This window comes from Bacillus sp. z50, assembly GCF_058313585.1.
Window position 1 is genome coordinate 923,430 of record NZ_JBZFQL010000001.1, and the last position, 22,829, is coordinate 946,258.

A 22,829-nucleotide genomic window follows, 5' to 3' on the forward strand; every position below is an offset into this window, starting at 1 on the left:
TTTACTCTCCTTCCGTCTCAGCATATACAAACTTCAAAGCATCTTCTGCTTTTGCATACGGAGCATTTTCAGCGTAATCTGTTGCTTCATTTACGATTTTCATGACCCTTTTATTGATTTCTGTTTCTTTCTCTTCATCCAGAAGGTCAATTTCCTTTAAATACGCCCCAAATGTGAGAATCGGATCCTCCGTTTTTGCCTTTTCCACTTCATCTCGAGCACGGTAGCTTCGATCATCATCATCACTTGAGTGCGGAGTAAGCCGGTAGGATACAGTTTCAACCAAAGAAGGGCCTTCCCCGCGTCGGGCACGGTCAGCAGCCTCTTTAACAGCTTTATACACTTCGAGCGGATCATTGCCATCTACTGTGACACCAGGCATCCCATATCCAATAGCTCGGTCTGACACTTTTTCACAGGCTAATTGTTTTTCAATTGGTACCGAAATTGCATATTTATTATTTTCAACCATAAAAATAACAGGGAGTTTATGTACACCAGCAAAATTGGCACCTTCATGAAAATCTCCCTGATTTGATGAACCTTCACCAAAAGTTACGAATGTAACCAAATCTTTCTTTTCCATTTTTCCAGCCAATGCGATTCCGACTGCATGGGGAACTTGAGTGGTAACCGGCGATGAACCTGTTACAATTCGATTTTTCTTCTGACCAAAATGACCTGGCATCTGCCTGCCGCCGGAGTTTGGATCTTCCTGCTTGGCAAATCCTGAGAGCATCAACTCAGTTGGTGTCATACCAAATGTTAGAACTACCCCCATATCGCGATAGTAAGGCAGTACATAATCCTTTTCCCTATCAAGGGCAAAAGCTGCTCCAACCTGAGCTGCCTCCTGACCCTGACACGAAATCACAAACGGAATTTTCCCAGAGCGATTTAACAGCCACATTCTTTCATCTATACGCCTTGCCATCAGCATTGTTTCATACATTTCCAATACCATTTCGTCCGTTAATCCCAGGACTTCATGCCTGTTTTTTGTCATTTAGTAAACCTCCTCTAAAGCCTTGCTCAAATTTTTACGAATGAATCGCTTTTCCATCAACAGCCAGAGCTGCTTCTCCAATCACTTCAGACAATGAAGGATGCGGATGAATAGTATGAGCAACCTCCCAAGCTGAAGCATTTAATACAAGGGCCAAGCCTGCCTCAGAAATCATATCTGTTACATGCGGGCCAATCATATGTACACCTAATAAATCATCCGTTTCTTCATCAGAAATCATTTTCACAAAACCGTCTGACTCTCCGAAGACCAATGCCTTTCCAATTGCTTTGAACGGGAATTTTCCGACCTTGACCTTATGACCGCGCTGAATAGCTTCATCTTCTGTGATTCCTACACTTGCTGCCTCAGGACTACTATATATGCATCTGGAAATAAAATCGTATTGGATAGGATGTGGACTTTGGTTAGCTATATGCTCCACTGCAGTGATTCCTTCATGGCTTGCGACATGAGCCAGTTGCATGCCTCCAATCACATCACCAATGGCATAGATATGCGATTCCTTTGTTTGATAAAACTCATTAACAGCTATTACGCCGTTATCAATTTGTATATCGGTGTTTTGAAGACCAATCCCTTCAACATTTGCCTGGCGACCAACCGATACAAGAATTTTTTCAGCCTTATATTCCTTCTTTTCTCCGTTTAATTCTGCGGATATGGATACGCCCTGTCCTGTTTGCAGCGTTTCTGGCATTACTTTTGCTTTAGTAACGATCCTAATACCTTTTTTCTTTAAGATCCTTTGCATCTCTTTCGAAATATCTCGGTCTTCTGTTGGTATAAGACGATCTGCGTATTCCAGTATAGTTACCTCCACTCCAAAATCAGCCATCATCGATGCCCATTCTACTCCAATAACTCCTCCTCCGATAACAAGCAAGGAAGATGGCAGTTCGGATAGCTGTAAAGCTTCATCTGATGTTATTACGGATTCACCGTCAATTTTTAAACCCGGCAAGGATTTTGGTCTTGAACCCGTTGCAATAATGACATTTTTCGGAATTAACATCTCATTTTCCGTTCCATTATTCATCTCAACTGAAATGGTCCCTGGCATTGGCGAAAATATGGATGGTCCAAGAATGCGTCCATACCCTTCATATAAATCGATTTTTCCTTGTTTGATTAGATGTTGCACACCTTTATGGAGCTGTTCAACGATTCTTTCTTTTCTTTCCTGTGCCTTTAGAAAATTTAGACGAGGTTCGGATACTTCCACGCCAAACTCTCCTGCATGTTTGATAGTTTGGTAGACCTCTGCACTGCGTAAAAGTGCTTTTGACGGTATGCATCCAGCATGGAGACAGGTTCCGCCTAGCTTGCCCTTTTCAACAATAGCTGTTTTCAAACCTAACTGGGAGCCTCTTATGGCTGCTACATAGCCGCCTGTGCCGCCGCCCAAAATGACCAAATCATAATCAGTTGCCATTTAAAATCCACATCCTAACATCTATATTCAGTACTTAATATTTAAGAGATACACACTTTCTCATATAACTCCATCCTTATTCTACTGGTCTTACCACATGGTCAGAGATTATTAAGTTAAACCCCTTTCGCAAACCAGAAATGAGCCTGATTAGAGAACAAGAGTCCGCAAGTTTACACGTATACGGACTCTTCATTCTCAGGTGACTCTAACGGCGACGATTTAGTATATGGCGGCCGTTTAATAAAAACTGGCTTCTGGATTGTTTTAATTTTTCAATTCTCTCCTCAGCCATTCGGTCCGCTGCAACATAGGTCGGAATTCCGTCTCTTTTAGCAATCTCTATGACTCTTTCAATATTGCTATATATACCCTCTACTTTTTTCAATGCCCGATCCTTGTTATAGCCATATAACTCATCTGCGACATTAATAACCCCACCGGCATTAATCACATAATCAGGTGCGTAAACGATACCCATTTCATGAATGGCATCTCCATGACGAGTTTCCTTTAATTGATTATTAGCTGCACCCGCAATTACTCTTGCTTTGATTCGCGTAATAGTTTCATCATTTATAGTTGCACCGAGCGCACAAGGTGCATAGATATCACAATCGACACTATATATATCTTCAGGATCCACTGCTTTTGCTCCAAAATCCTCCACAGCACGATTCACTGATTCTTTATTAATATCTGTCACTATTAATTGTGCACCCTCTTCATGTAGATGCTTACAAAGATTATAGGCCACGTTTCCTACTCCCTGGATAGCAATTACTTTTCCTTCCAGCGAATCTGTGCCAAATGCTTCTTTTGCTGCTGCTTTCATTCCTCTGTACACGCCATAAGCAGTGACAGGGGATGGATTTCCTGATGAACCAAAAGCAGGTGAAATACCCGTTACATAGTCCGTTTCCTCATGAATTATATCCATATCAGCCACTGTTGTTCCAACATCCTCAGCCGTAATATATCTTCCATTCAACCCTTGAATATAACGCCCAAATGCACGGAACATTTCTTCATTTTTATCTTTACGCGGGTCACCGATAATAACGGTTTTACCTCCGCCAAGATTCAGGCCGGCAGCTGCATTTTTATACGTCATTCCCCTCGCTAATCGAAGAGCGTCCTCTATTGCAGCATCCTCTGTATCATATGTCCACATTCTTGTGCCGCCAAGCGCAGGTCCGAGGGTTGTATCATGTATGGCAATAATAGCTTTTAAACCAGATTGTTTATCCTGTACAAACAGCAATTGTTCATAATCATATTGCTCCATATATTTAAAAATTTCCATTTTTCATTTCCCCTCTCTATCTTCGGTCTAACCTTTACTTTTTACTGACCTTTCACACTTTAAGATTTAAAATGAAGTTATTTGGCTTTTTAGGTCCTTTTAGGGTGTAATTCTAAATCGTGCTTGAACTTGCCTCCTCTGCAGACTTGTTATGAACAGCATAGCTGCTGTAAAACTCAAGCCATACCATCTTGGCCCCTTGTTTTGGTTCACCCACAGTCTTTAGATGCAAGAATCGTGCCAACATGAATTTTGTTGAGTAATCGACCTTTTTAGAAGAATCCTTTTTTCATAGAACCTGCAAAAATTTGCACACACGAAAAATTCTGCATGCAAGTTTATTCAAGACTAAACTTTTGCAATTTATAATAAAAATTACGAATGGACAAACCCAGATCACGGCTGGCAGCAGTTTTATTCCCATTATGCTTTTCTAAAGAACGCATAATAATGCTTTTCTCCACTTCATCCAATTGATCCGCTAAACTTTGTTTATTATTTAATGTTGGTCTTTTTTCGATTGTATGGTTAGGAGAACCTTCTGCAGCCTTCAATAATTTTTCAGGTAAATGCTTCTTTTGTATAATTTTTTCATGCTGATCCATAAAAATTATGGCTCTCCCTAATATATTCTCTATTTCCCTTACATTTCCAGTCCAATCATATTCCTGAAGCATGATGAGTGCCTCACCGCTTATATCCTCAATACTTCGGCCATACTCCAAATTTAACTTTTTGATTAAGTGGACGCATAATGGGGGAATATCTTCCTTACGTTCCCTTAAAGGCTCAATATAAATAGGCATTCTGTTAATTCGGTAATATAAATCTTCTCTGAAGTTTCCTTTTGCAATCGCTTTCTCAAGATTGACATTGGTCGCTGTTATCACACGCACATCAATGGAAATAGGCTTGGTTCCTCCTACACGAACTATTTCATTCTCCTGCAAAACGCGAAGAAGCTTTGCCTGCATATTTTGAGAAAGCTCACCAATTTCATCAAGAAATATGCTGCCATTATTGGCTTCTTCAAACAGTCCTCGTTTACCGCCTCGCTTTGCACCTGAAAAAGCTCCATCTTCATAGCCAAATAACTCACTCTCCAAAAGCGACTCCGATATCGCTGCGCAATTCACGCGAATGAATTTATTATATTTTCGATCACTGGCATTATGGATTGCATGGGCGAATAATTCCTTGCCTGTACCCGATTCACCCCTCAATAATACGGTAACTGGCGTACGGGCACATAAACGCGCCTGCTCCAATGCCAATTTCATCTCTTTAGATTGGCCAATAATATCGTCAAATGTATATTTGGCCTCTAGATTACGAATGATTTGTCTCGCCCTTTTCAGTTCCTGTGTTAGGCTTTGTATTTCAGAAAGGTCATGAATGACGCCAACGCTTCCCTTCAAATGACCATTCACCATAATCGGTGCTACATTAACCACCACATCCCGGTTCGATGCCCCTACCTTCATTCGTACGCCCCGGACAGGTTTTTTTGTTTTCAAAACCTGCATATGCATACTTTTACCTTCTGTAATATCTGCCGTAGCCGGTTTGCCCAGGACATCCTCTTCGGTCAACCCGGTAATTCTGGTATACGCAGGATTAATTAAGATTCCATTCCCATCCTCATCCACTACAGTTATTGCATCTTCACTCGAATGAATAATAGCTTCGAGCATGTTTTGAATATGCTTTAAATTTGTAATTTCCTCTGCTAAGCTTGTAAATTCCGTGATTCCTTTAAAAACGGCCAAAGCTCCCAGTAAACCGCCTTCTTCATTCTTGATAGGCATTCTGGTTGTTACCACATCTAAATTTTTATCCAAATGAGCCCGCTGATTGCTCTCCGTTTTTCTTGTTTTGAGGATTTCAGGAAGACGGGACGCAGGAATAACTCTATGTATGTGCTGACCGATTGCTTGTTTTCTGGGGACACCGGTAATCGTTGCTGCAGCCTGATTAAAAAAGATGATTTTCTCTTCTGTATTAATAAGCACCATCCCGTTATCGGTCGCATTCAAAACTAATTCATGTAAATATGCCTCTTCTTTCGACTTCCTGATTAAACTTTCTTTCTCTTGAATCAGATTGGCTAACAGAAAGGCAATCTGCCCGTGAACTAAAAGAGTGTGATTACTTTTATGGCGGGCTATATCCTGGTAAACTTGCTCATCCCCTGTCACTTCAAAAATGATATCCGAGCCATCAGTGATAAAATCTACCCAGTCACTGCCTGTTTTTATATGATTTTGTTCAGCTAATTGAAGTCCCACTGCACTCGAATGACGATCCACTACTCCTATAACCTGATAATCCTTTGCCTCAAGTAAGATTTTTAAAATGGATAGCCCTCCAGTGCCCGCCCCAATAATCAAAACTGTTTGCAAGGCAATCTCCTCCTTTTGAAGTGAAGGTGCAGAATAGTGCAAATTTTTTCATTGTTTCCTCTATCATAAGTTATTTGAATAAACTTGACAAATTTTCTATATTTTATAAAGTTGAAGATAGAAATACACTTAATCAGGACGTGATGAATTGCAACGGATAATCGCCTTTGCGCTTTTATTGATTCCGGGCCTTCTAACCGCACTCGGAATTAAATGGATGAGAGACATGATTTTTGGCAGACTCAGCCCAATGCTACCTGCCCTTTGGGTACAATTTTTATTAGGTTTACTATTATTTATTGGCGGACTTTCTTTTATTGCCGGATTCGTGTTTTATCGCGATCGAAAACGTAATAAAGTTCAAAATCGATTTAGTGAGAAACCTGTCCGTAAATGAATTTCAGGTGATCCTTACAGGCATACAACCATTAAGTTTTGCAAGGGTGCCAATAGAAGTACCAATTTTGAAGACCAGATCCTACATGATTTGGTCTTTTTTTATGACACATATTTAAAAGAGTTGGTAATTGAAATGTTATTTAAATTAATCGCTATATGAGGATAAGGCAGGAGGTGAGGGAATTATAAAAGGATTTGTTCGTAACCTTGGTACTTATGACTAAAGAAGGAGACAGCTTTTATTGGCTGTCTCCTTAATTGACCTAATTTCGCAATTAGTTCTAAAAGATGTAAAACTATTTTATTTAATGGCTGAACTTCCAGTAAACTTTATGAAATCCTTTTCAAATTATATAAACTAACAGCGTGAATAATATAGGTTCCAGTTAATAAGAACCATATAGCCATTTTGTAACCATCAAAAGAAAATGGTGTTATAAATTCATCAATTAAAAAAATAAAGAACCATCCTAATATGAATATCGGGAAAGCAATTGAGTAAGATGTGTTTAATATACCCTTCCCTCTCTCATCCTTACTCTCGTCTCCAAATTGGAATTTCACACTAAAGAACACAGAACCAAAAAAGATCAATATATACGCGATTATAGCGATAAGCAGAAACACTGCCATTATAACCCCTCCCCTTTTTTTCTATACTGGAATACTTCATTAATCCCAACATTAAAAGCTTCTGCAATATCAAAGGCTAGCACTAATGACGGGGTATAGTTACCTTTTTCTATCGAAATAATTGTCTGTCTGCTAACCCCTGCGCTTTTAGCTAAATCCTGTTGAGTCATTTTTCGTTCGGCTCTTAGAATACGAATTCTATTTGATAATAAATATCCCTCTCCTCCCACACAAGCCCTCCTTTGTAAATATTTGTTAAGTTAATTGTAAAACTAATTTTACCAAAAGTAAAGTTTGTTTTACAAATTAGTTTAAAATTGGTAACCTCATTCCACTCTTCTAACCGTTAGCTGAAAAAGTATATATTCGTTTTCCATTTCCGAAATACCTTTTTTCATACTAAAAAACGAACGTATACAATACGTTCGTCTGTTATAATGCTATTCACGAAACACGATTCCACGCTTCGACTATATCACGATTAGAAAGGCTCCAACCAAAAGATATCCTATTGCTATATCCTACTTTAGTTGATCTATTTATGTACGCATATATCTAATTTTAAACCAAAGGCTGCCCATTTTAGTCTACTTATATGATCTGCCTTCTTGCAAATACTTTTGGTAGGCCTCTTTTACTTTATCTTTTCTTGGCTCATCTTTTAAAAGATAATTATGTACCTTAGTTATAAGGTATAAGCTTCTGACAAGACATCCTAATACTATTCCCAAAACAATTATACCGCCATATAAGTAGCCAAATATCGCAAAGGTAAAATACCCTATAACTATGCAGCCGACGATACAGAGTAACACTAACAATTCATCATCCCCTATTTATCTATATGGATAAATATACCACGAAAATGGATAAGTTCAGATGAAATTATTGATATTGATTCCTGAGCTGAATCGCTTTATCTGGGTCATCCGTAATAAATGCAGTGCATCCCACCTTAAATAATCGCTTCATATCTGCTTTGCGGTTCACCGTATAAGGCCTGACTGCAATCCCAGCTTTCATAGATTCCTCAATGATTTCATTAGGTGCTGCTTTGTATTTTGGATGAATCCCTTTCGCTTTTATCGAGCTTGCATAAATCCAGGGCATATATAGCCCATCTGAGTATAATGGCGCTGTTTCAATCTCAGGAGCCAATCGATGACAATAGACCATACTATAGTGATTAAACGAGGACAAAACCGTCCTCTCTTCCATGTCATACTCACGAATCATTTCAATCACTTTTTCTTCCATGCCTGGATAGGGAAATACCCCATTTTTTAATTCAATGTTCAATAGTAAATCATTTGTAGCCAACCACTCCATAACTTCCCGAAGAGTAGGTATACTAGCAAATTCTACAGTTTTGGAGTTATTGGCAGCATTGAGCTTTTTAATCTCTGCAAGAGTAAAATCACGAACATTACCTTCTGAGTCTGTCGTACGGTCAACCGTTAGATCATGGATGACAACAAGCTCACCATCTTCCGTTAATTGTACATCCAATTCAATCCCATCTGCACCTGCATTAAAGGCTTCGATAAAAGAAATCATCGTGTTTTCCGGATACACAGCAGCATATCCTCTATGTCCAAATATTAATGTCAATATTCATACCTCCGTTCAAAACATATAAATTCCTATTCCCTATATCAGTTTATTTCATGCATCTATTTTATAGGACAGGATTTAGAATACAAACTAACAAAACCGGAGGAAGTAGGATATTTTCTCTGGAGGTAATTATTAAACAGTATTCCCGTAAAGGTAGCTGTTCTTTCATTTTTGAGTCTCACAAGATTAGGAAAATCTGCAAGGCATAAAGCTAGGGGAGTACATGAAGAAGGGGTTAAAACAAAACGGGTAGACTTTTGTAGCTAATATGTGGTATTTAATCCAGATTAAAGGTCAGATGATTAGAAAGAAAAGAAGTATCCATGCAAATTTCATTTCACAGATACCTCTTTATGATAATAAACCAGACAGTTGGTACATAAGGTTTATTAATTAATCGCGTCGCACCACTAAGGGTTAGATCACAAGTACGTCAATTACATATGATTAAGATGCTTTATGCTCGAGTCGAAGCTTATCAGCGACCATTGCAATAAACTCACTGTTTGTCGGTTTCGCTTTCGTCATACTGACTGTGTATCCAAATAATGAGGAGATGGATTCAATGTTTCCTCTGCTCCATGCGACCTCAATTGCATGTCGAATAGCACGTTCTACACGGCTCGCAGTAGTGTTGAATTTTTTCGCAATATCCGGATAAAGGACTTTAGTAATCGAACCAAGCAGTTCAATGTCGTTATAAACCATAGAAATTGCTTCACGTAAATACATATAGCCTTTAATATGCGCAGGTACCCCAATCTCGTGGATAATGCTAGTGATACTTGCATCAAGGTTTAGAGGCTTAGATTCCGATGGCTGACGCGGTGTATATGTGCTCGTTCTCGCTATGCCAGCACCCTTTTCACCTGTCTGTCTAATATGATTGACAAGGTTATCCATATCAAATGGTTTAAGTATAAAATATGACGCTCCTAGTTCAACCGCTTTTTTCGTAACATCTTCCTGGCCAAAAGCAGTTAACATGATGACATTCGGAACACTCGTTCCTTTTTGAGAATCTTTAATTCGCTCCAAAACGGCCAGACCATCCAAATGCGGCATGATAATATCAAGTACTAAAACATCCGGCGTTTGCTGTTCAAGCATGCTTAAACAATCCTGTCCATTATGGGCAACCCCTGTAATCTCCATATCCGGCTGTTCTGATATATACTCTTCCAATAAAGCAACAAGTTCACGATTGTCATCAACGACACATACTTTTATTTTTTTCAACCAGATATCCTCCTCAGACATTTCCTTTATTTTCTATCATTTCTAATCTTTATTCTAACCGAGAAATTCGACATTGCAATATAAAAAGCATTGAAAAAATGAAAAATACTTAAAATTATATATTAATACAAGTTTTGCTCCTGAATCCTCTTTATTTCGACTGTTTTCGTCTTAACATGCAAATAATATTATTCATTTGTCGAAAAATCTCCACTCTACTCCCCATTATACTACCAATAAAAGGAAAAAGCAGGCTGAATTACCCTGCTTTTTGATCCTTTTGATAGATATTAATACCTGCTTCATTGAGCATCCATTCAATATGAACTCCGTATCCGCTTGTTGGGTCGTTGACAAAAACATGCGTGACTGCGCCAATAACCTTCCCTTTTTGTATAATTGGACTCCCACTCATTCCTTGCACAATCCCGCCAGTTTTGCTTAATAAATCTTTATCGGTAACCTTCAAAACCATTCCTTTAGTTGCCGGAAATTTTTGCGGAATAGTACTGATTATCTCAATATCGAATTTCTCTACCTTATTTCCGTTCACAACTGTATAAATCTCAGCTGGTCCTTCTTCGACTTCATTTGATAAAGCAATTGGCATTGGTGTATCATTTACTCCATTGTCCACTTGCCGATTCAACCGTCCAAAAATACCGAATGGAGAATTACGGTTTATATTCCCGATTACTTCCCGATCAGCTGCAAAACGAGCCAGCTTTTCTCCAGGATTTCCATTGCTTCCTTTTTCTATCGAGGTAACGGTTGACTTAACAATTTGACCATCCTTCACTACAATTGGCTTTTTTGTATCCATATCAGAAATAACATGACCTAAAGCCCCATATTTTCTCGTCTGTGGATGGTAAAAGGTCATTGTACCTATACCCGCAGCTGAATCACGAATATATAACCCCAATTTAAATACTTTCTCATTCTTATCCTTTAAAGGAGATAATTGTTTGGTCAATTTTACATTATCCCGAAATATATCTACAATCAGCGGTTTATTATTCTTCTCAAATTCCTGAACGAAAGGAGCGACATCCTGCATTTTGGTAATTGGTTTCCCGTTTATAGCAGTAATAATATCTCCAACTTGCACTCCTGAAATCTCACCTGGCGAAAGATTGCCTTTCTCGGTTGCTATTTGATGATGGCCTACCACAAGGACACCCAATGTATTCAATTTCACTCCAATGGATTGCCCTCCCGGAATTACCTTAAAATCCTTTAAAACCTCTATGTCAACCGTTTTAACAGGAATACCTGCAATATTAAAAACGACTTGGTTATACCCATTTTTAGAGCCCTTAATATTCAGAGCCTTGGAACGATTATCAATTAAAACTCCAGAGTTTGCAGAGACCACTTCTGCGTTAAGGAACTGGCTTTTTTTAAATGATTTATTTTGTCCTTCAAATAAAGTAAGTTTGGTGGGAATTTCAAAATATTTTTGCATTGGGTGGCTAAAAATAACGGCTAACAGCGAAACAAGGAGAAATACACCGAAACATTTTCTTATTGATATCGATTTCATCCATTCACTCTCCTCGTTTCTATGGCTACCCTTATAATTTTGCCGAGAGGGATTGACTTTATAACAAAAGTACAAAATAAAAAGCTACCCATTATGGATAGGAATAACAATGGTAAAATATTTACATAAGATAATTTTAATGAGGAGACAATAGTATTGAAAAAAACTGAGGAGAACGCTCCTCAGTTTGTCTTTATATTGTATTTAATTTGATCAGCCTGATTCAGCATTTCTTTTACATGCTCTTCTGTTAAAGCTGTTAATTCTTTACCGGAAATCATTCGGCCAATCTCTATTACTCGTTCCTCTTTTTCAAGCGGTTTGACATTCGTTTTTGTACGGCCTTCTGTAATTTCCTTAGAGATAAATAAATGAATGTCTGCCATAGCTGCTACCTGCGGCAAGTGACTGATACATAATACCTGCGAGCCTTCCGACACACGGTATATCTTTTCGGCTATTGCCTGTGCAACCCGTCCGCTGACTCCTGTATCTACTTCGTCGAAGATAATCGATGTGATTCCCTGGTGTTGAGAGAAGATATTTTTGATAGCCAGCATAATACGTGAAAGTTCTCCACCGGAGGCTGTTTTGGATAGCGGCTTTACAGGCTCGCCAGGGTTAGCAGAAATATAAAATTCCACCTGATCTATCCCGTTCTCACCAATAAGATTGGATTGATCTTGTCCAGAATGATGAAAATACACTTCAAATACGGCTTTATCCATGTACAGCTCTTTAAGTTCACGGTGGATTGCGTCCGTTAGAAGATGTGCATATTTTTGTCTCAGCTCTGACAGATTTGTGCCCTCTAGGATTACTTCTTTCTCTAAAGCTGATAGCTGGGTTTTTAATTTTTCAAGATGTGTTTCGCGATTCAATATCGTATCAATCTCTTCCTCAATGGTTGCAGCATACTCCAGAATTTCCTTGATCGTCTTACCATATTTCCGCTTCAAATGATTAATTTCATTAAGTCTTGCATCAATATCATGAAGTCTTTCAGGATCAAACTCCAATAAATCCAATTGGGAACGAATCGAGCTTGTTACATCCTCAAGAATATAAAACGCATTTTTCACTGATTCAGATAACTCTTTATATTGTTCATCAATGTGTTCAATTCCTTGTAGGTCTGTCATCGCATTACCGACCCAATCAAGTCCGCCATTCTCATTATTTAAGGACATATAGGAATTATGTAGACTTTGGTGAACCTTTTCAAAGTTACTCAGTTTATGCTTTTCCTCCATTAATTGCTCTTCTTCATCAATCTCCAATTCAGCCTTTTGGATCTCATCAAATTGAAATTGTATCAAATCAAGCCTGTGTGCCATTTTCTGCTCATTTTCACTTAATTTTTTCATTTGCTGACGGGTTTCATTATATTGCTTATAAAGCTTCCGATATTCAGTCAGAGATTGTTTAATATCCTGCTCGCCAAATTGATCCAATAAAGGGAGATGAAAATCGGGATCCATTAACTCCTGGTGTTCATGCTGTCCATGAATATCAATTAATTTTCTCCCTACCTCTCTTAAGGTTGAGATTGTAACCATCTTCCCATTGATTCGGCACACACTTTTCCCTGAGGTATACATATCTCTTCTGATAATAATTATATTGTCTTCAGATTCAATCCCAAATTCTTTTGCTTTCTCTATGGCTGGGTGTAATGAATCCGGCAACTGAAACAAACCTTCCAGTTCAGCTTTTTCTTCACCATGTCTTATGAATTCAGACGATCCTCGTCCACCGGCCAATAGCTGTACTGCATCAATGATTATAGATTTACCGGCACCTGTTTCACCAGTAAGTACAGTCAAACCTTTATCGAGGGAGAGCGTTTGTGATTCAATGATGGCGAAATTACGAATGGAGAGTTCCAATAACATCTTTCATCCCAACTTTCTTAAAGCATATCAAGAAAACGTTTTGATATGATTTCAGCATCTTTTTCATCTCTGCAAATAATTAAACATGTATCATCTCCGCAAATCGTTCCGAGAATCTCTTCCCAATCCAAATTGTCCATTAACACACCAATTGCCTGAGCATTACCTGGTAATGTTTTCATGACCAATAGATTGTTGGCTGAATCAATTCGCACGAACGCATCTACCAATGCCCGTTTAAGTTTTTGAAAAGGGTTAAAGCGCTGATCTGCTGGCAGGCTGTATTTATAGCGTCCATCCTGCATTGGTACTTTTGCCAGATGCAGTTCTTTAATGTCTCTTGATACAGTCGCTTGCGTAACATTTACCCCTTCCGCTCTTAAAATATCCACTAAATCATCTTGTGTTTCAATATTATTATTTGTAATGATTTCACGTATTTTTATATGTCTTTGACCTTTATTCATCTAGTTTGACACCTCTCAATATAATGCCTTCCATACCTAATGTTAGCGGATTTTGTCACAAAAGTACATGTATTTTATGTATTTTTATGCAAGGATTGCATAAAGAAATAACCCCCATGGCAAAGCCACCGGGGGATTAAACATTTCACTTATCTTCACCTTTATTCGTTTTTAACGCTTCGTGTGCCGCTTCAACTACCTGCTCAAGATTCACGACTACATCTTGTGTACAATCGGAACCTTCCCCTGGCCAGTATAAATGGAATAAAAATTCAATATTTCCATCCCCGCCTGTAATGGGGCTAAAAGTAGCTTCTTTTAGTATATAGCCTTCCTGGATAGCAAAGTCTCGAATTTGCTCCACAACTTGAAGATGTACTTTTTTATCACGAATAATTCCTTTTTTTCCAACCTGCTCACGACCAGCTTCAAATTGCGGTTTTACAAGACTTACAACATCGCTTCCAGGCACAAGAATTCGTTTTAAAGCCGGTAAGATAAGCTTTAACGATATAAAAGAAACATCAATTGTAGCAAATTCTGGCAGACCTTCAGTGAAATCCTCAGGTACTGAATGACGGAAGTTCGTTCTTTCCATTACGACTACCCGCGGATCCTGTCTCAGCTTCCAAGCCAGTTGGTTATAACCGACATCAACAGCATATGATTTTTTTGCACCGTTCTGCAGGGCACAGTCTGTGAACCCTCCCGTCGATGACCCAATATCAATCATTAACTTATCCTTAACGGAAATAGTAAATGTCTCCATAGCCTTTTCCAGCTTGTAGCCGCCTCTTGATACATAAGGCATTACTTGCCCTTTTATGGATAGCGGCGCATCGGTAGCTATTTTTTCACCAGCCTTGTCCATTCGCAGGTCGTTTGAATAAACAATACCAGCCATTACTGCCCTTTTTGCCTTTTCTCTTGTTTCCGCTAATCCACGTTCAACCAATAATACATCTACACGTTCTTTTTTCATATTTAATACGCCTTTTTCGTCACTTTATAGGTCATCTTAGATAATTTTTCTACCACTTGTTCAGCCGTTAGGTTAATATCATGAAGCAATTTACCGACGCTGCCATGTTCTACAAATTCATCCGGTATTCCAATTCTTTCGATATAAGCTTTATGGAATCCATTTTCCTCTGCAAATTCAAGTACTGCACTTCCGAAACCACCCTGAAGAACAGCTTCTTCTATTGTTAGGATTGGCAAATTGGCAGACATTAATTCAGCAAGCATTTCATGATCCAATGGTTTTATAAAACGAGCGTTTACTACCTTCACATGAATATTATCCTTCTGAAGTCTATCAGCTGCTTCCATCGCCATTGGAATGGTTGTGCCGAATGTTAATATGACAGCATCATTTCCTTCACGCAGGACCTCCCAAGTACCAATCGGGATTGTTTTTAGCTCTTCATCCATCGGAACACCCAAACCATTTCCTCTTGGGAATCGCATGGCAATCGGACCATCATTATATTGAATAGCCGTATTCACCATATGCTGTCCCTCATTTTCATCTTTGGGCATCATAATAACCATATTAGGCATAGGGCGCAGGAAGGAAATATCAAATACACCCTGATGGGTTTCTCCATCTGCTCCAACAAGTCCTGCTCGATCAATCCCAATGAAGACATTTAATTTTTGTCGGCATATATCATGAAGAACCTGGTCATAAGCACGTTGCAAGAATGTAGAATAAATCGCTAGGAATGGCTTCATTCCCTGCGTGGCAAGTCCTGCAGCAACAGTAGTCGCATGCTGTTCCGCGATTCCGACATCAAACATTCGATCAGGGAATTCAGAAGCAAATCCGAGCAGCTTCGAACCTACCGGCATTGCCGGAGTAATCGCTACAATCCGCTCGTCTTCTCTCGCCAATCTTCTGACAGTCTCGCTGACTAGTGCACTCCATGCCGGAGGTGCATTCAATTCCTTGATTATATCGCCTGTCTCGATTTTATATGGCCCCGTACCATGCCACGTACCAATTGCATCTGTTTCCGCAGGTTTATAACCTTTTCCTTTTTTCGTAATCACATGCAAAAGAACAGGACCTTTTGTTTTTTTAGCATATTTAAGGTTTTCAGACAAATCTTCAAAGTCGTGTCCATCAACCGGACCTAAATAAGTAAAGCCCAGTTCCTCAAAAAACATTCCGGAAACAACCAGATACTTCAAACTGTCTTTTATACGTTCAGCTGTATTAGCAAGCTTGCCACCCACAGCCGGTATTTTTTTAAGCAGTTGTTCCAGCTCATCTTTAACATAGTTATATTTGCCTCCTGTCCGCATTCTTCCGAGAATAGAATGCAGGGCACCTACGTTTGGAGCAATGGACATCTCGTTATCATTTAAGATAACAATCATATCTTTTTTTTCATGTCCTATATGGTTTAATGCTTCAAGGGCCATACCACCTGTTAAAGCACCATCACCAATAATAGGAATGATAAAGCTTTTTTCTTTTTTCAAGTCACGAGCAATCGCCATACCCATTGCAGCTGACAAAGAAGTTGAGCTATGACCTGTCTCCCAAACATCATGCTCACTTTCATTCATCTTTGGAAATCCACACAGCCCTTTGTATTGACGGAGAGTTTCAAACTGACATGCCCGCCCTGTCAATATTTTATGAACATAAGACTGATGGCCGACATCCCACAAAAATTTATCCTTTGGGCTATTAAACTCCTTATGTAAGGCGAGCGTTAACTCTACTACACCCAAGTTTGGTCCAATATGCCCGCCGGTAACAGATAGTTGTTTAATTAAAAAATCCCTAATATCCTGTGCCAAAGACTCCAATTCCGCATTGGACATCTTTTTAAGAAAAGATGGGTCTTTTATGGATAGCATATCCATCAGGATCACTCACTTTCATTTCTTTTTCTTTTGAGTCTCTTTCCCTTATTTTCCTTTATAATAACAATTTGGAAATGTTCTTCGAGAATGTACAATACTTTGCCCACTGCAAATATAATATCCTTTGAATATCGAATAGCAAGGGTTTTGCCCATTGCTTTACCGCCCACTGTCAATGCTGCGATTAAACTCGTTAAAATAATCGAACCAACACTTTCAGCTACTGACGCTTCATTCCAGTCAAAGCTGATTGATAATTGCACAATCACAATTGCAGTTGCTGTTCCACTAACAATACCCGAAATATCCCCGATTACATCATTGCAGAAGCTTGCAAACCTATCGGCATTTCGAACGATCCGAATAGAATGCTTCGCTCCGTGTACCCGATTGGAGGCCATTGCATGAAAAGGAATTTCATCAGCAGCAGTAGCTGCAATACCAATCATATCAAAGAAGATACCAATAAGTACAATGCTAAGAACAATCGCCAAACCACTTATCCAACCAACGCCATTTAAAGCTACGGTAGATACGACTGTAAATATAGCTGCAAGAAGAAACGTAATAACGGTAATCGTAACTGTCCATCTGGCTGATTCTTTCAATATTTTTTTCATAATATATATACTCTAACCATCCTATATGCAAAATAAAGCCTGCTATCAGCAAGCTTTTAAAGTAATTTTTATAGGAGAGTGGTCATATAGGAAGTTAATTTTACGGCTTAGGTCCAGTAGGATTTCCCAGTCAGTTACCGAATGTCGCCATATCGGCGGTTCCCCTTTAAATCTGACTCAACTGCGTTTCCGTCAATTGGACTGGATTGCCACTTAGTCCGTACCTTAATCCTTCATATATGTCATTGAACAGTCTAGGAGATTTCCCCGACAGCCCTTAACCAATTCTTTAGCCTCTTTTGCAAAGCCGATTTCATGCGATGGCAGTAGATATATCAATGGCCAACTGATGTATATACGCTCCTTTCGCAATCCCCTCAAACTTCACTCAAGGCAGGCTACGCTGCACACAGTTTCCTGTTTATGCAGGTTTTCCAATATTCCAATTTATTTTCAAATCAGAATAAAGCCTCCGCGAAACCAGGGTCAACGCCCACATGCCATTGTGGATCGCCCTAATTCCTTACTTCCTGAATCGACCCAAAGCTGGGCGCCCCGAGCCAATCCAAGAACCATCATCGATGTGCCCTTTAGTGAATTTTTAGGCTCACTCTCCAGAACGGTAGACCGACTAGAATACTGCACCACTCTTAGATACCAAAAAGTATAGCATACATCATAATTCTAGGTAAGTGGATTTGGATGGAAAACCTTCCAAATCAATGGTCACGGTTTGCTACCAATTCAACAAACTTCAGTAATAAGGTCTCATTAAAATCAATTTCGGAAAGTAATATTCTTGCTGAATGAATATGCTGATCCAGCATTATTTTAGCTTTATCCATTGTTAAAAGGGATGGATATGTACTTTTATGATTAGTAACATCGCTTCCTACAGGTTTACCTATTACACTTTCGGAACCCTCAACATCAAGAATATCATCGCGGATTTGGAAAGCAAGGCCAAGATGGCGGGAAAACTCCCTTAGCTTCTCCTTCTGTTCCAAGCTTGCTCCCGCAAGTATGGCTCCGGCCATAATGCTGTACCCAAGTAGTTTACCAGTCTTATTTTCATGGATATACTCAAGACCCTGTAAATCAACACCATTTTCCTCTGCTTCTATATCGGCCACTTGACCCCCAACCATGCCCTCAGCTCCGGCTGCTCTCGCCAATTCAAGAACTAATTCAAGTTTGACTGACGGGTTTATTTCATATTTAGACTGATTAGCAACGACTTCAAATGCTAATGTAAGGAGTGCATCGCCCGCCAGGACTGCCATTCCCTCTCCAAATACCTTATGGTTCGTTGGCTTGCCTCTTCTTAGGTCATCATTATCCATACACGGGAGATCGTCGTGAATCAATGAATACGTATGTATCATTTCAATAGCACATGCTGTATCAAGGCCAATCTCTCCCTCTTTGCCAAAGGCATGTAAAACAGCCAGCACTAATAAAGGCCTTAGTCTTTTTCCGCCGGCTTCCAAAGAATAACCCATTGCCTTTTGGAGAGTTGACGGGGTATTTAAATTAGAGACGATTTCTTCCATCCTTGACTCAATTTGATGTTTATTACTATTTAAGAAGGAAGCAAACTCTTCCATGTTACTCCTCCTCATCAATGGAAAATGGCTTAAACGCATCTTCTTTCATAATTAACGTTAATTGCTCTTCAGCTGTTTTAAGCTTATCATGACACCATTTGGATAACTCCATTCCTTCTTTGTAAAGATTAATCGACTCTTCCAATGGTACTTCTCCATCCTCGAGTCGCGCCACGATTCCTTCAAGCTTAGACATTGCCTCTTCAAATGTGATAGCAACCTCTTCCTTTTTACTCATATCAATCACTCTCCCTAATATCATTAACCGTACAGTCGATTTCACCGTCTTGTACAACAACTGTTATTTGATCGCCTATTTTTACAGACTCAGTTGATTTTATCAAGTTATCTTCATCTTTATAAACCAGTCCAAACCCCTTTTCCATAATCTTAAGAGGGCTGACTGCCTCAAGAAGCGTTACCGTATTCAAATAATCCCGCTGTTTACTTTTAACTGTATGGACAGCCGCACGGGTCATGCGAGACTCTATTTGTTCAATTTCACGTATTTTTCTCGATATCGAATTCAATGGAATATTACGCTCCACCGCTTTCGTGAGTGCCAACAATTGGTCTTGTTTACGTTCGAAATAAAGCTTGCTGTTCCGTGAAATACGCTCCGCCACTCTATCCAGCTGCTCTAATTTTTGTTGATATAACAGGTGGGGATATTTGAAAGCATATGATTTATGAATAGCAGACAAGCGATTTTTCTCTGTTTCAATCCGCTGATTAGAGTAACGAATCAGCTTCGTTTCCATTATAGTAATCCGTTCTGCAATATCACTTACCCTTGGCGCTGCCATTTCTGCTGCCCCAGTAGGAGTAGGAGCTCTTAAATCAGCTACAAAATCACTGATCGTTGTATCTGTTTCATGGCCAACAGCTGAAATAATCGGTATTTTAGAAGCATAGATAGCTCTTGCGACTATTTCTTCATTAAATGCCCATAATTCTTCAATAGATCCACCGCCCCGACCGACAATTAAGACATCAATCGGATACTCATTTGCTTGTTCAATCGCTTTTACGATAGAGGGTGCTGCCTGTTTCCCTTGAACTAAAGCCGGAAAGATCAAAATTTCCCCAATTGGATAACGCCTTTTTAAGGTCGTAATAATATCGCGAATCGCAGCTCCAGTTGGAGACGTAATCACTCCAATTTTAGCCGGAAACAGGGGGATTGGCTTTTTATACATCCTTTGAAAGAGTCCTTCTTGCTCGAGCTTTTTCTTCAACTGCTCAAATGCAATAAAGAGCTCTCCAATCCCATCAGGCATCATTTCTTTTATGTACATTTGATATCCGCCGGTAGGTTCATAAACACGTATTTCTCCTCGCAACAGAACCTTCATCCCGTTTTCAGGAGTAAACGCGAGCGATTGTGCAGATTTAGCAAACATCACCGCATTAATTCTTGATTTATCATCCTTTAATGTCAAGTACATATGACCGCTGGAATGCTTTTTGAAATTTGATATTTCTCCCTTTACATAAATATCCGCAAGATGAGGATCTGCATCAAATTTTCGTTTAATATACTTGGTTAAGGCGGCCACAGTTAAATATTGATTTTTCTCCATTTTATATATGGCCTCCTTCTTCGAATTATTATTTTACACATAAAAAAGCTGCCGTAAATGTTATTATAGCAATTTTCGGCAGCTTTTTATAATCATACTCTTTATTATTTTACAAAGATTTTTTAGCAACTTGAACCGTATTATACATGAGCATCGTAATTGTCATCGGACCAACACCACCGGGAACAGGCGTGATATAAGATGCTTTGTGTATGACATCATCAAAATCGACATCACCGCATAATTTATTCGATTCATCCCTGTTCATACCAACATCAATTACTATAGCGCCTTCTTTTATATCATCCGCTTTAATCATTTTAGCAATTCCCACCGCTGCAATCAGGATATCGGCCTGCTTAGTGAAGTGTCTCAGATCGACTGTTTTTGAATGACAATAGGTTACGGTCGCATTCTCATTTAAAAATAGCTGTCCGACAGGTTTGCCGACAATATTACTTCGACCCACAACCACAACATGTTTACCGGCAATCTCAATTCCTGTTTTTTGTACCATTTTTAATATCCCAAATGGTGTACAAGGCATCAATGCCTCCTGCTTGGTCATCATTCGGCCAATATTAATTGGGTGAAAACCATCTACATCCTTAGCAGGATCAATCGTTTCAATTACCCGTTTTTCATCAATATGCCCCGGTAAAGGTAACTGAACTAAAATCCCATGGATATCCGGACGATGATTCAGCTCTACAAGCTTATCAAGAAGCCTGTCTTCGGAAATAGATGCAGGGTAGGTGATCAACTCGGATTTCATCGCCAATTGTTCACATGCTTTTTCTTTATTTCGCACATATGTTTGCGATGCCTGATCGTCACCGACCAGGATAACCGCAAGACCTGGTATAATGCCGTTTTCTTTTAATAATTCAACTTCACTTGCAATCTCTTCGCGGATTGTTGCTGATATCGATTTCCCGTTAAGTATCTGTGCCGGCATGACAGCAGCTCCCCCTTAAAATCTTATCATCTTTTCTATTTATAAAGATTCTTTTATCTTGGATAATACTGCATTAATAAACTTCGGAGACTGATCATCCCCAAATAGTTTAGCTAATTCGATTGCTTCGTTAATGGCAGCGTTCTGCGGAACTTCTTCGTTGAATAACAGTTCGTATGTAGTTATTCTTAAAATATTACGATCTATATTAGAAAGACGGTCCAATTTCCAATTCTCTAAATTGGATATAATAAGACTATCTATCTTTTCCAACTGATCTGTCGTTCCATTTACCAATTGAACCAAATAGGGATCTGCCTCTGATTCTTCCACCACATGTTCTATAGCTAGTTCTCTTTCTACTTTCCCAACGTCTATTTGAAAAAGAGCTTGAAGAGCTTTTTCTCTTGCCTCTCTGCGTTTCATGAATAATTCTTACTCCTTTACTTTCGAAAAGTACACTAAACTTTGTGCACCTCGTATCATATATGAAATCATACCACATCATGACAAGTAAAGGTAGTATAGTAACATCATTTAAAGATTGTCATTAAGTGATTTACTATTAACTTACCTGCAGATGCGAACGACATCTTAGATCTCCCATTATTTCCCTTATAGTGAACTATATACAAAATTTGTTTCCAAAAAATAAAAGCACTCAGTATGGCTGATCTACCCCAAGAAAGTTAGATGAATACCTAACTCAATATAGGGAAGTTCAGTTCTGAGTGCTTTTTAGTCGGTGCGTCAGTGCCACAATGAGGGCAGCCTATACACCATTAGTTATACAATTATTTAGATTGTATCCTGGTAATCTGATTCAGCTTTAGCTGTTTCAAATTGAATGCCAACAATATGAATATTCACTTCAGTTGCTTCAAGAGCAGTCATATTTAATAATGTTTGGCGGATATTCTCCTGTGCTTCCTGAGCTACTTTCGGGATAGATACACCGAATTTCACAAGGCAATAAACATCAATTTTAATGCTGTCCTCATTAAGTTCAACTTTTACACCTTTGCCATGATTCTTTTTACCAAGCTTTTCTACAACACCTGAAGCAAAATTACCTCGCATTTGGGCAATTCCTTCTACTTCACTTGCTGCTATACCAGTGATCACCTCAATAACTTCAGGGGCAATTTCAACCTTGCCCAATCCATCATCATAGCTCTCTAAATCTACTGTTTGATTTTGTTCCATGTCATACAC

Annotated in this window: 21 protein-coding genes; 1 reads left to right on the forward strand and 20 read right to left on the reverse strand. The window is 39.1% G+C overall.

Annotated features, from left to right (window positions below):
• Position 1 precedes the first annotated feature (1 nt).
• The 4 genes from AC4G3N_RS04340 to AC4G3N_RS04355 form a co-directional block, all read right to left on the reverse strand.
• Entirely contained in the window at positions 2-1,006 is a 1,005-nt protein-coding gene (locus AC4G3N_RS04340) for a thiamine pyrophosphate-dependent dehydrogenase E1 component subunit alpha (RefSeq protein ID WP_139892477.1), read from the reverse strand.
• A 34-nt stretch (positions 1,007-1,040) separates the two neighbouring features.
• On the reverse strand, positions 1,041-2,462 hold the full coding sequence (lpdA, locus tag AC4G3N_RS04345; protein WP_139892479.1) for a dihydrolipoyl dehydrogenase: 1,422 nt from the start codon (positions 2,460-2,462) through the stop codon (positions 1,041-1,043).
• A gap of 208 nt (positions 2,463-2,670) precedes the next feature.
• A complete protein-coding gene (gene bcd, locus AC4G3N_RS04350) occupies positions 2,671-3,768 on the reverse strand; it encodes a branched-chain amino acid dehydrogenase (protein ID WP_491089800.1) in 1,098 nt (365 codons plus the stop codon).
• Positions 3,769-4,106: 338 nt separating this feature from the next.
• Entirely contained in the window at positions 4,107-6,170 is a 2,064-nt protein-coding gene (locus tag AC4G3N_RS04355) for a sigma-54 interaction domain-containing protein (protein WP_139892481.1), read from the reverse strand.
• Between the two features lie 148 nt (positions 6,171-6,318).
• Here AC4G3N_RS04355 and AC4G3N_RS04360 point away from each other — a divergent pair, with 148 nt between their 5' ends.
• On the forward strand, positions 6,319-6,567 hold the full coding sequence (locus tag AC4G3N_RS04360) for a DUF2627 domain-containing protein (RefSeq protein ID WP_066104911.1): 249 nt from the start codon (positions 6,319-6,321) through the stop codon (positions 6,565-6,567).
• Positions 6,568-6,899: 332 nt separating this feature from the next.
• On the opposite strand, the gene AC4G3N_RS04365 is transcribed toward AC4G3N_RS04360, so the two are convergent.
• From AC4G3N_RS04365 to AC4G3N_RS04440, 16 genes are all read right to left on the reverse strand, one after another.
• The gene (locus tag AC4G3N_RS04365; RefSeq protein ID WP_066104914.1) at positions 6,900-7,202 is read right to left on the reverse strand and encodes a hypothetical protein; all 303 of its coding nucleotides are present in this window, start codon (positions 7,200-7,202) and stop codon (positions 6,900-6,902) included.
• Positions 7,202-7,432 (reverse strand): helix-turn-helix transcriptional regulator, encoded by a 231-nt coding sequence (locus AC4G3N_RS04370; protein ID WP_139063837.1) that lies wholly within the window; start codon positions 7,430-7,432, stop codon positions 7,202-7,204. The genes AC4G3N_RS04365 and AC4G3N_RS04370 overlap by 1 nt, the downstream gene beginning before the upstream one ends.
• A gap of 655 nt (positions 7,433-8,087) precedes the next feature.
• Positions 8,088-8,813, reverse strand: a complete 726-nt coding sequence (locus AC4G3N_RS04375) for a glycerophosphodiester phosphodiesterase (RefSeq protein WP_140462039.1) — start codon at positions 8,811-8,813, stop codon at positions 8,088-8,090.
• A 453-nt stretch (positions 8,814-9,266) separates the two neighbouring features.
• On the reverse strand, positions 9,267-10,058 hold the full coding sequence (gene spo0A, locus AC4G3N_RS04380) for a sporulation transcription factor Spo0A (protein ID WP_066104919.1): 792 nt from the start codon (positions 10,056-10,058) through the stop codon (positions 9,267-9,269).
• Between the two features lie 259 nt (positions 10,059-10,317).
• On the reverse strand, positions 10,318-11,604 hold the full coding sequence (spoIVB, locus tag AC4G3N_RS04385; RefSeq protein ID WP_066104920.1) for a SpoIVB peptidase: 1,287 nt from the start codon (positions 11,602-11,604) through the stop codon (positions 10,318-10,320).
• Between the two features lie 182 nt (positions 11,605-11,786).
• Positions 11,787-13,499 (reverse strand): DNA repair protein RecN, encoded by a 1,713-nt coding sequence (recN, locus tag AC4G3N_RS04390; RefSeq protein WP_066104921.1) that lies wholly within the window; start codon positions 13,497-13,499, stop codon positions 11,787-11,789.
• Between the two features lie 17 nt (positions 13,500-13,516).
• Positions 13,517-13,966, reverse strand: coding sequence for a transcriptional regulator AhrC/ArgR (ahrC, locus tag AC4G3N_RS04395; RefSeq protein ID WP_066104923.1), 450 nt, complete (start codon positions 13,964-13,966; stop codon positions 13,517-13,519).
• A 145-nt stretch (positions 13,967-14,111) separates the two neighbouring features.
• Positions 14,112-14,948: a TlyA family RNA methyltransferase gene (locus tag AC4G3N_RS04400; protein WP_066104926.1), complete on the reverse strand. Its 837-nt coding sequence runs from the start codon at positions 14,946-14,948 to the stop codon at positions 14,112-14,114.
• A gap of 2 nt (positions 14,949-14,950) precedes the next feature.
• Entirely contained in the window at positions 14,951-16,846 is a 1,896-nt protein-coding gene (gene dxs / locus AC4G3N_RS04405; protein ID WP_139892485.1) for a 1-deoxy-D-xylulose-5-phosphate synthase, read from the reverse strand.
• Between the two features lie 5 nt (positions 16,847-16,851).
• On the reverse strand, positions 16,852-17,466 hold the full coding sequence (locus tag AC4G3N_RS04410) for a CNNM metal transporter family protein (RefSeq protein WP_066104932.1): 615 nt from the start codon (positions 17,464-17,466) through the stop codon (positions 16,852-16,854).
• Positions 17,467-18,185: 719 nt separating this feature from the next.
• Positions 18,186-19,073 carry a polyprenyl synthetase family protein gene (locus AC4G3N_RS04415; protein ID WP_066104933.1) on the reverse strand — a complete coding sequence of 296 codons (888 nt, stop codon included), beginning with the start codon at positions 19,071-19,073 and terminating at the stop codon, positions 18,186-18,188.
• Position 19,074: 1 nt separating this feature from the next.
• Positions 19,075-19,311, reverse strand: coding sequence for an exodeoxyribonuclease VII small subunit (xseB, locus tag AC4G3N_RS04420; protein ID WP_066104937.1), 237 nt, complete (start codon positions 19,309-19,311; stop codon positions 19,075-19,077).
• A gap of 1 nt (position 19,312) precedes the next feature.
• Complete coding sequence (gene xseA / locus AC4G3N_RS04425) at positions 19,313-20,656, reverse strand: exodeoxyribonuclease VII large subunit (protein WP_066104940.1); 1,344 nt, start codon at positions 20,654-20,656, stop codon at positions 19,313-19,315.
• A gap of 109 nt (positions 20,657-20,765) precedes the next feature.
• On the reverse strand, positions 20,766-21,614 hold the full coding sequence (gene folD, locus AC4G3N_RS04430; protein ID WP_140462037.1) for a bifunctional methylenetetrahydrofolate dehydrogenase/methenyltetrahydrofolate cyclohydrolase FolD: 849 nt from the start codon (positions 21,612-21,614) through the stop codon (positions 20,766-20,768).
• Between the two features lie 39 nt (positions 21,615-21,653).
• Positions 21,654-22,040, reverse strand: a complete 387-nt coding sequence (gene nusB, locus AC4G3N_RS04435; protein WP_066104944.1) for a transcription antitermination factor NusB — start codon at positions 22,038-22,040, stop codon at positions 21,654-21,656.
• Between the two features lie 372 nt (positions 22,041-22,412).
• The gene (locus AC4G3N_RS04440; protein WP_066104947.1) at positions 22,413-22,820 is read right to left on the reverse strand and encodes an Asp23/Gls24 family envelope stress response protein; all 408 of its coding nucleotides are present in this window, start codon (positions 22,818-22,820) and stop codon (positions 22,413-22,415) included.
• Positions 22,821-22,829: the final 9 nt, after the last annotated feature.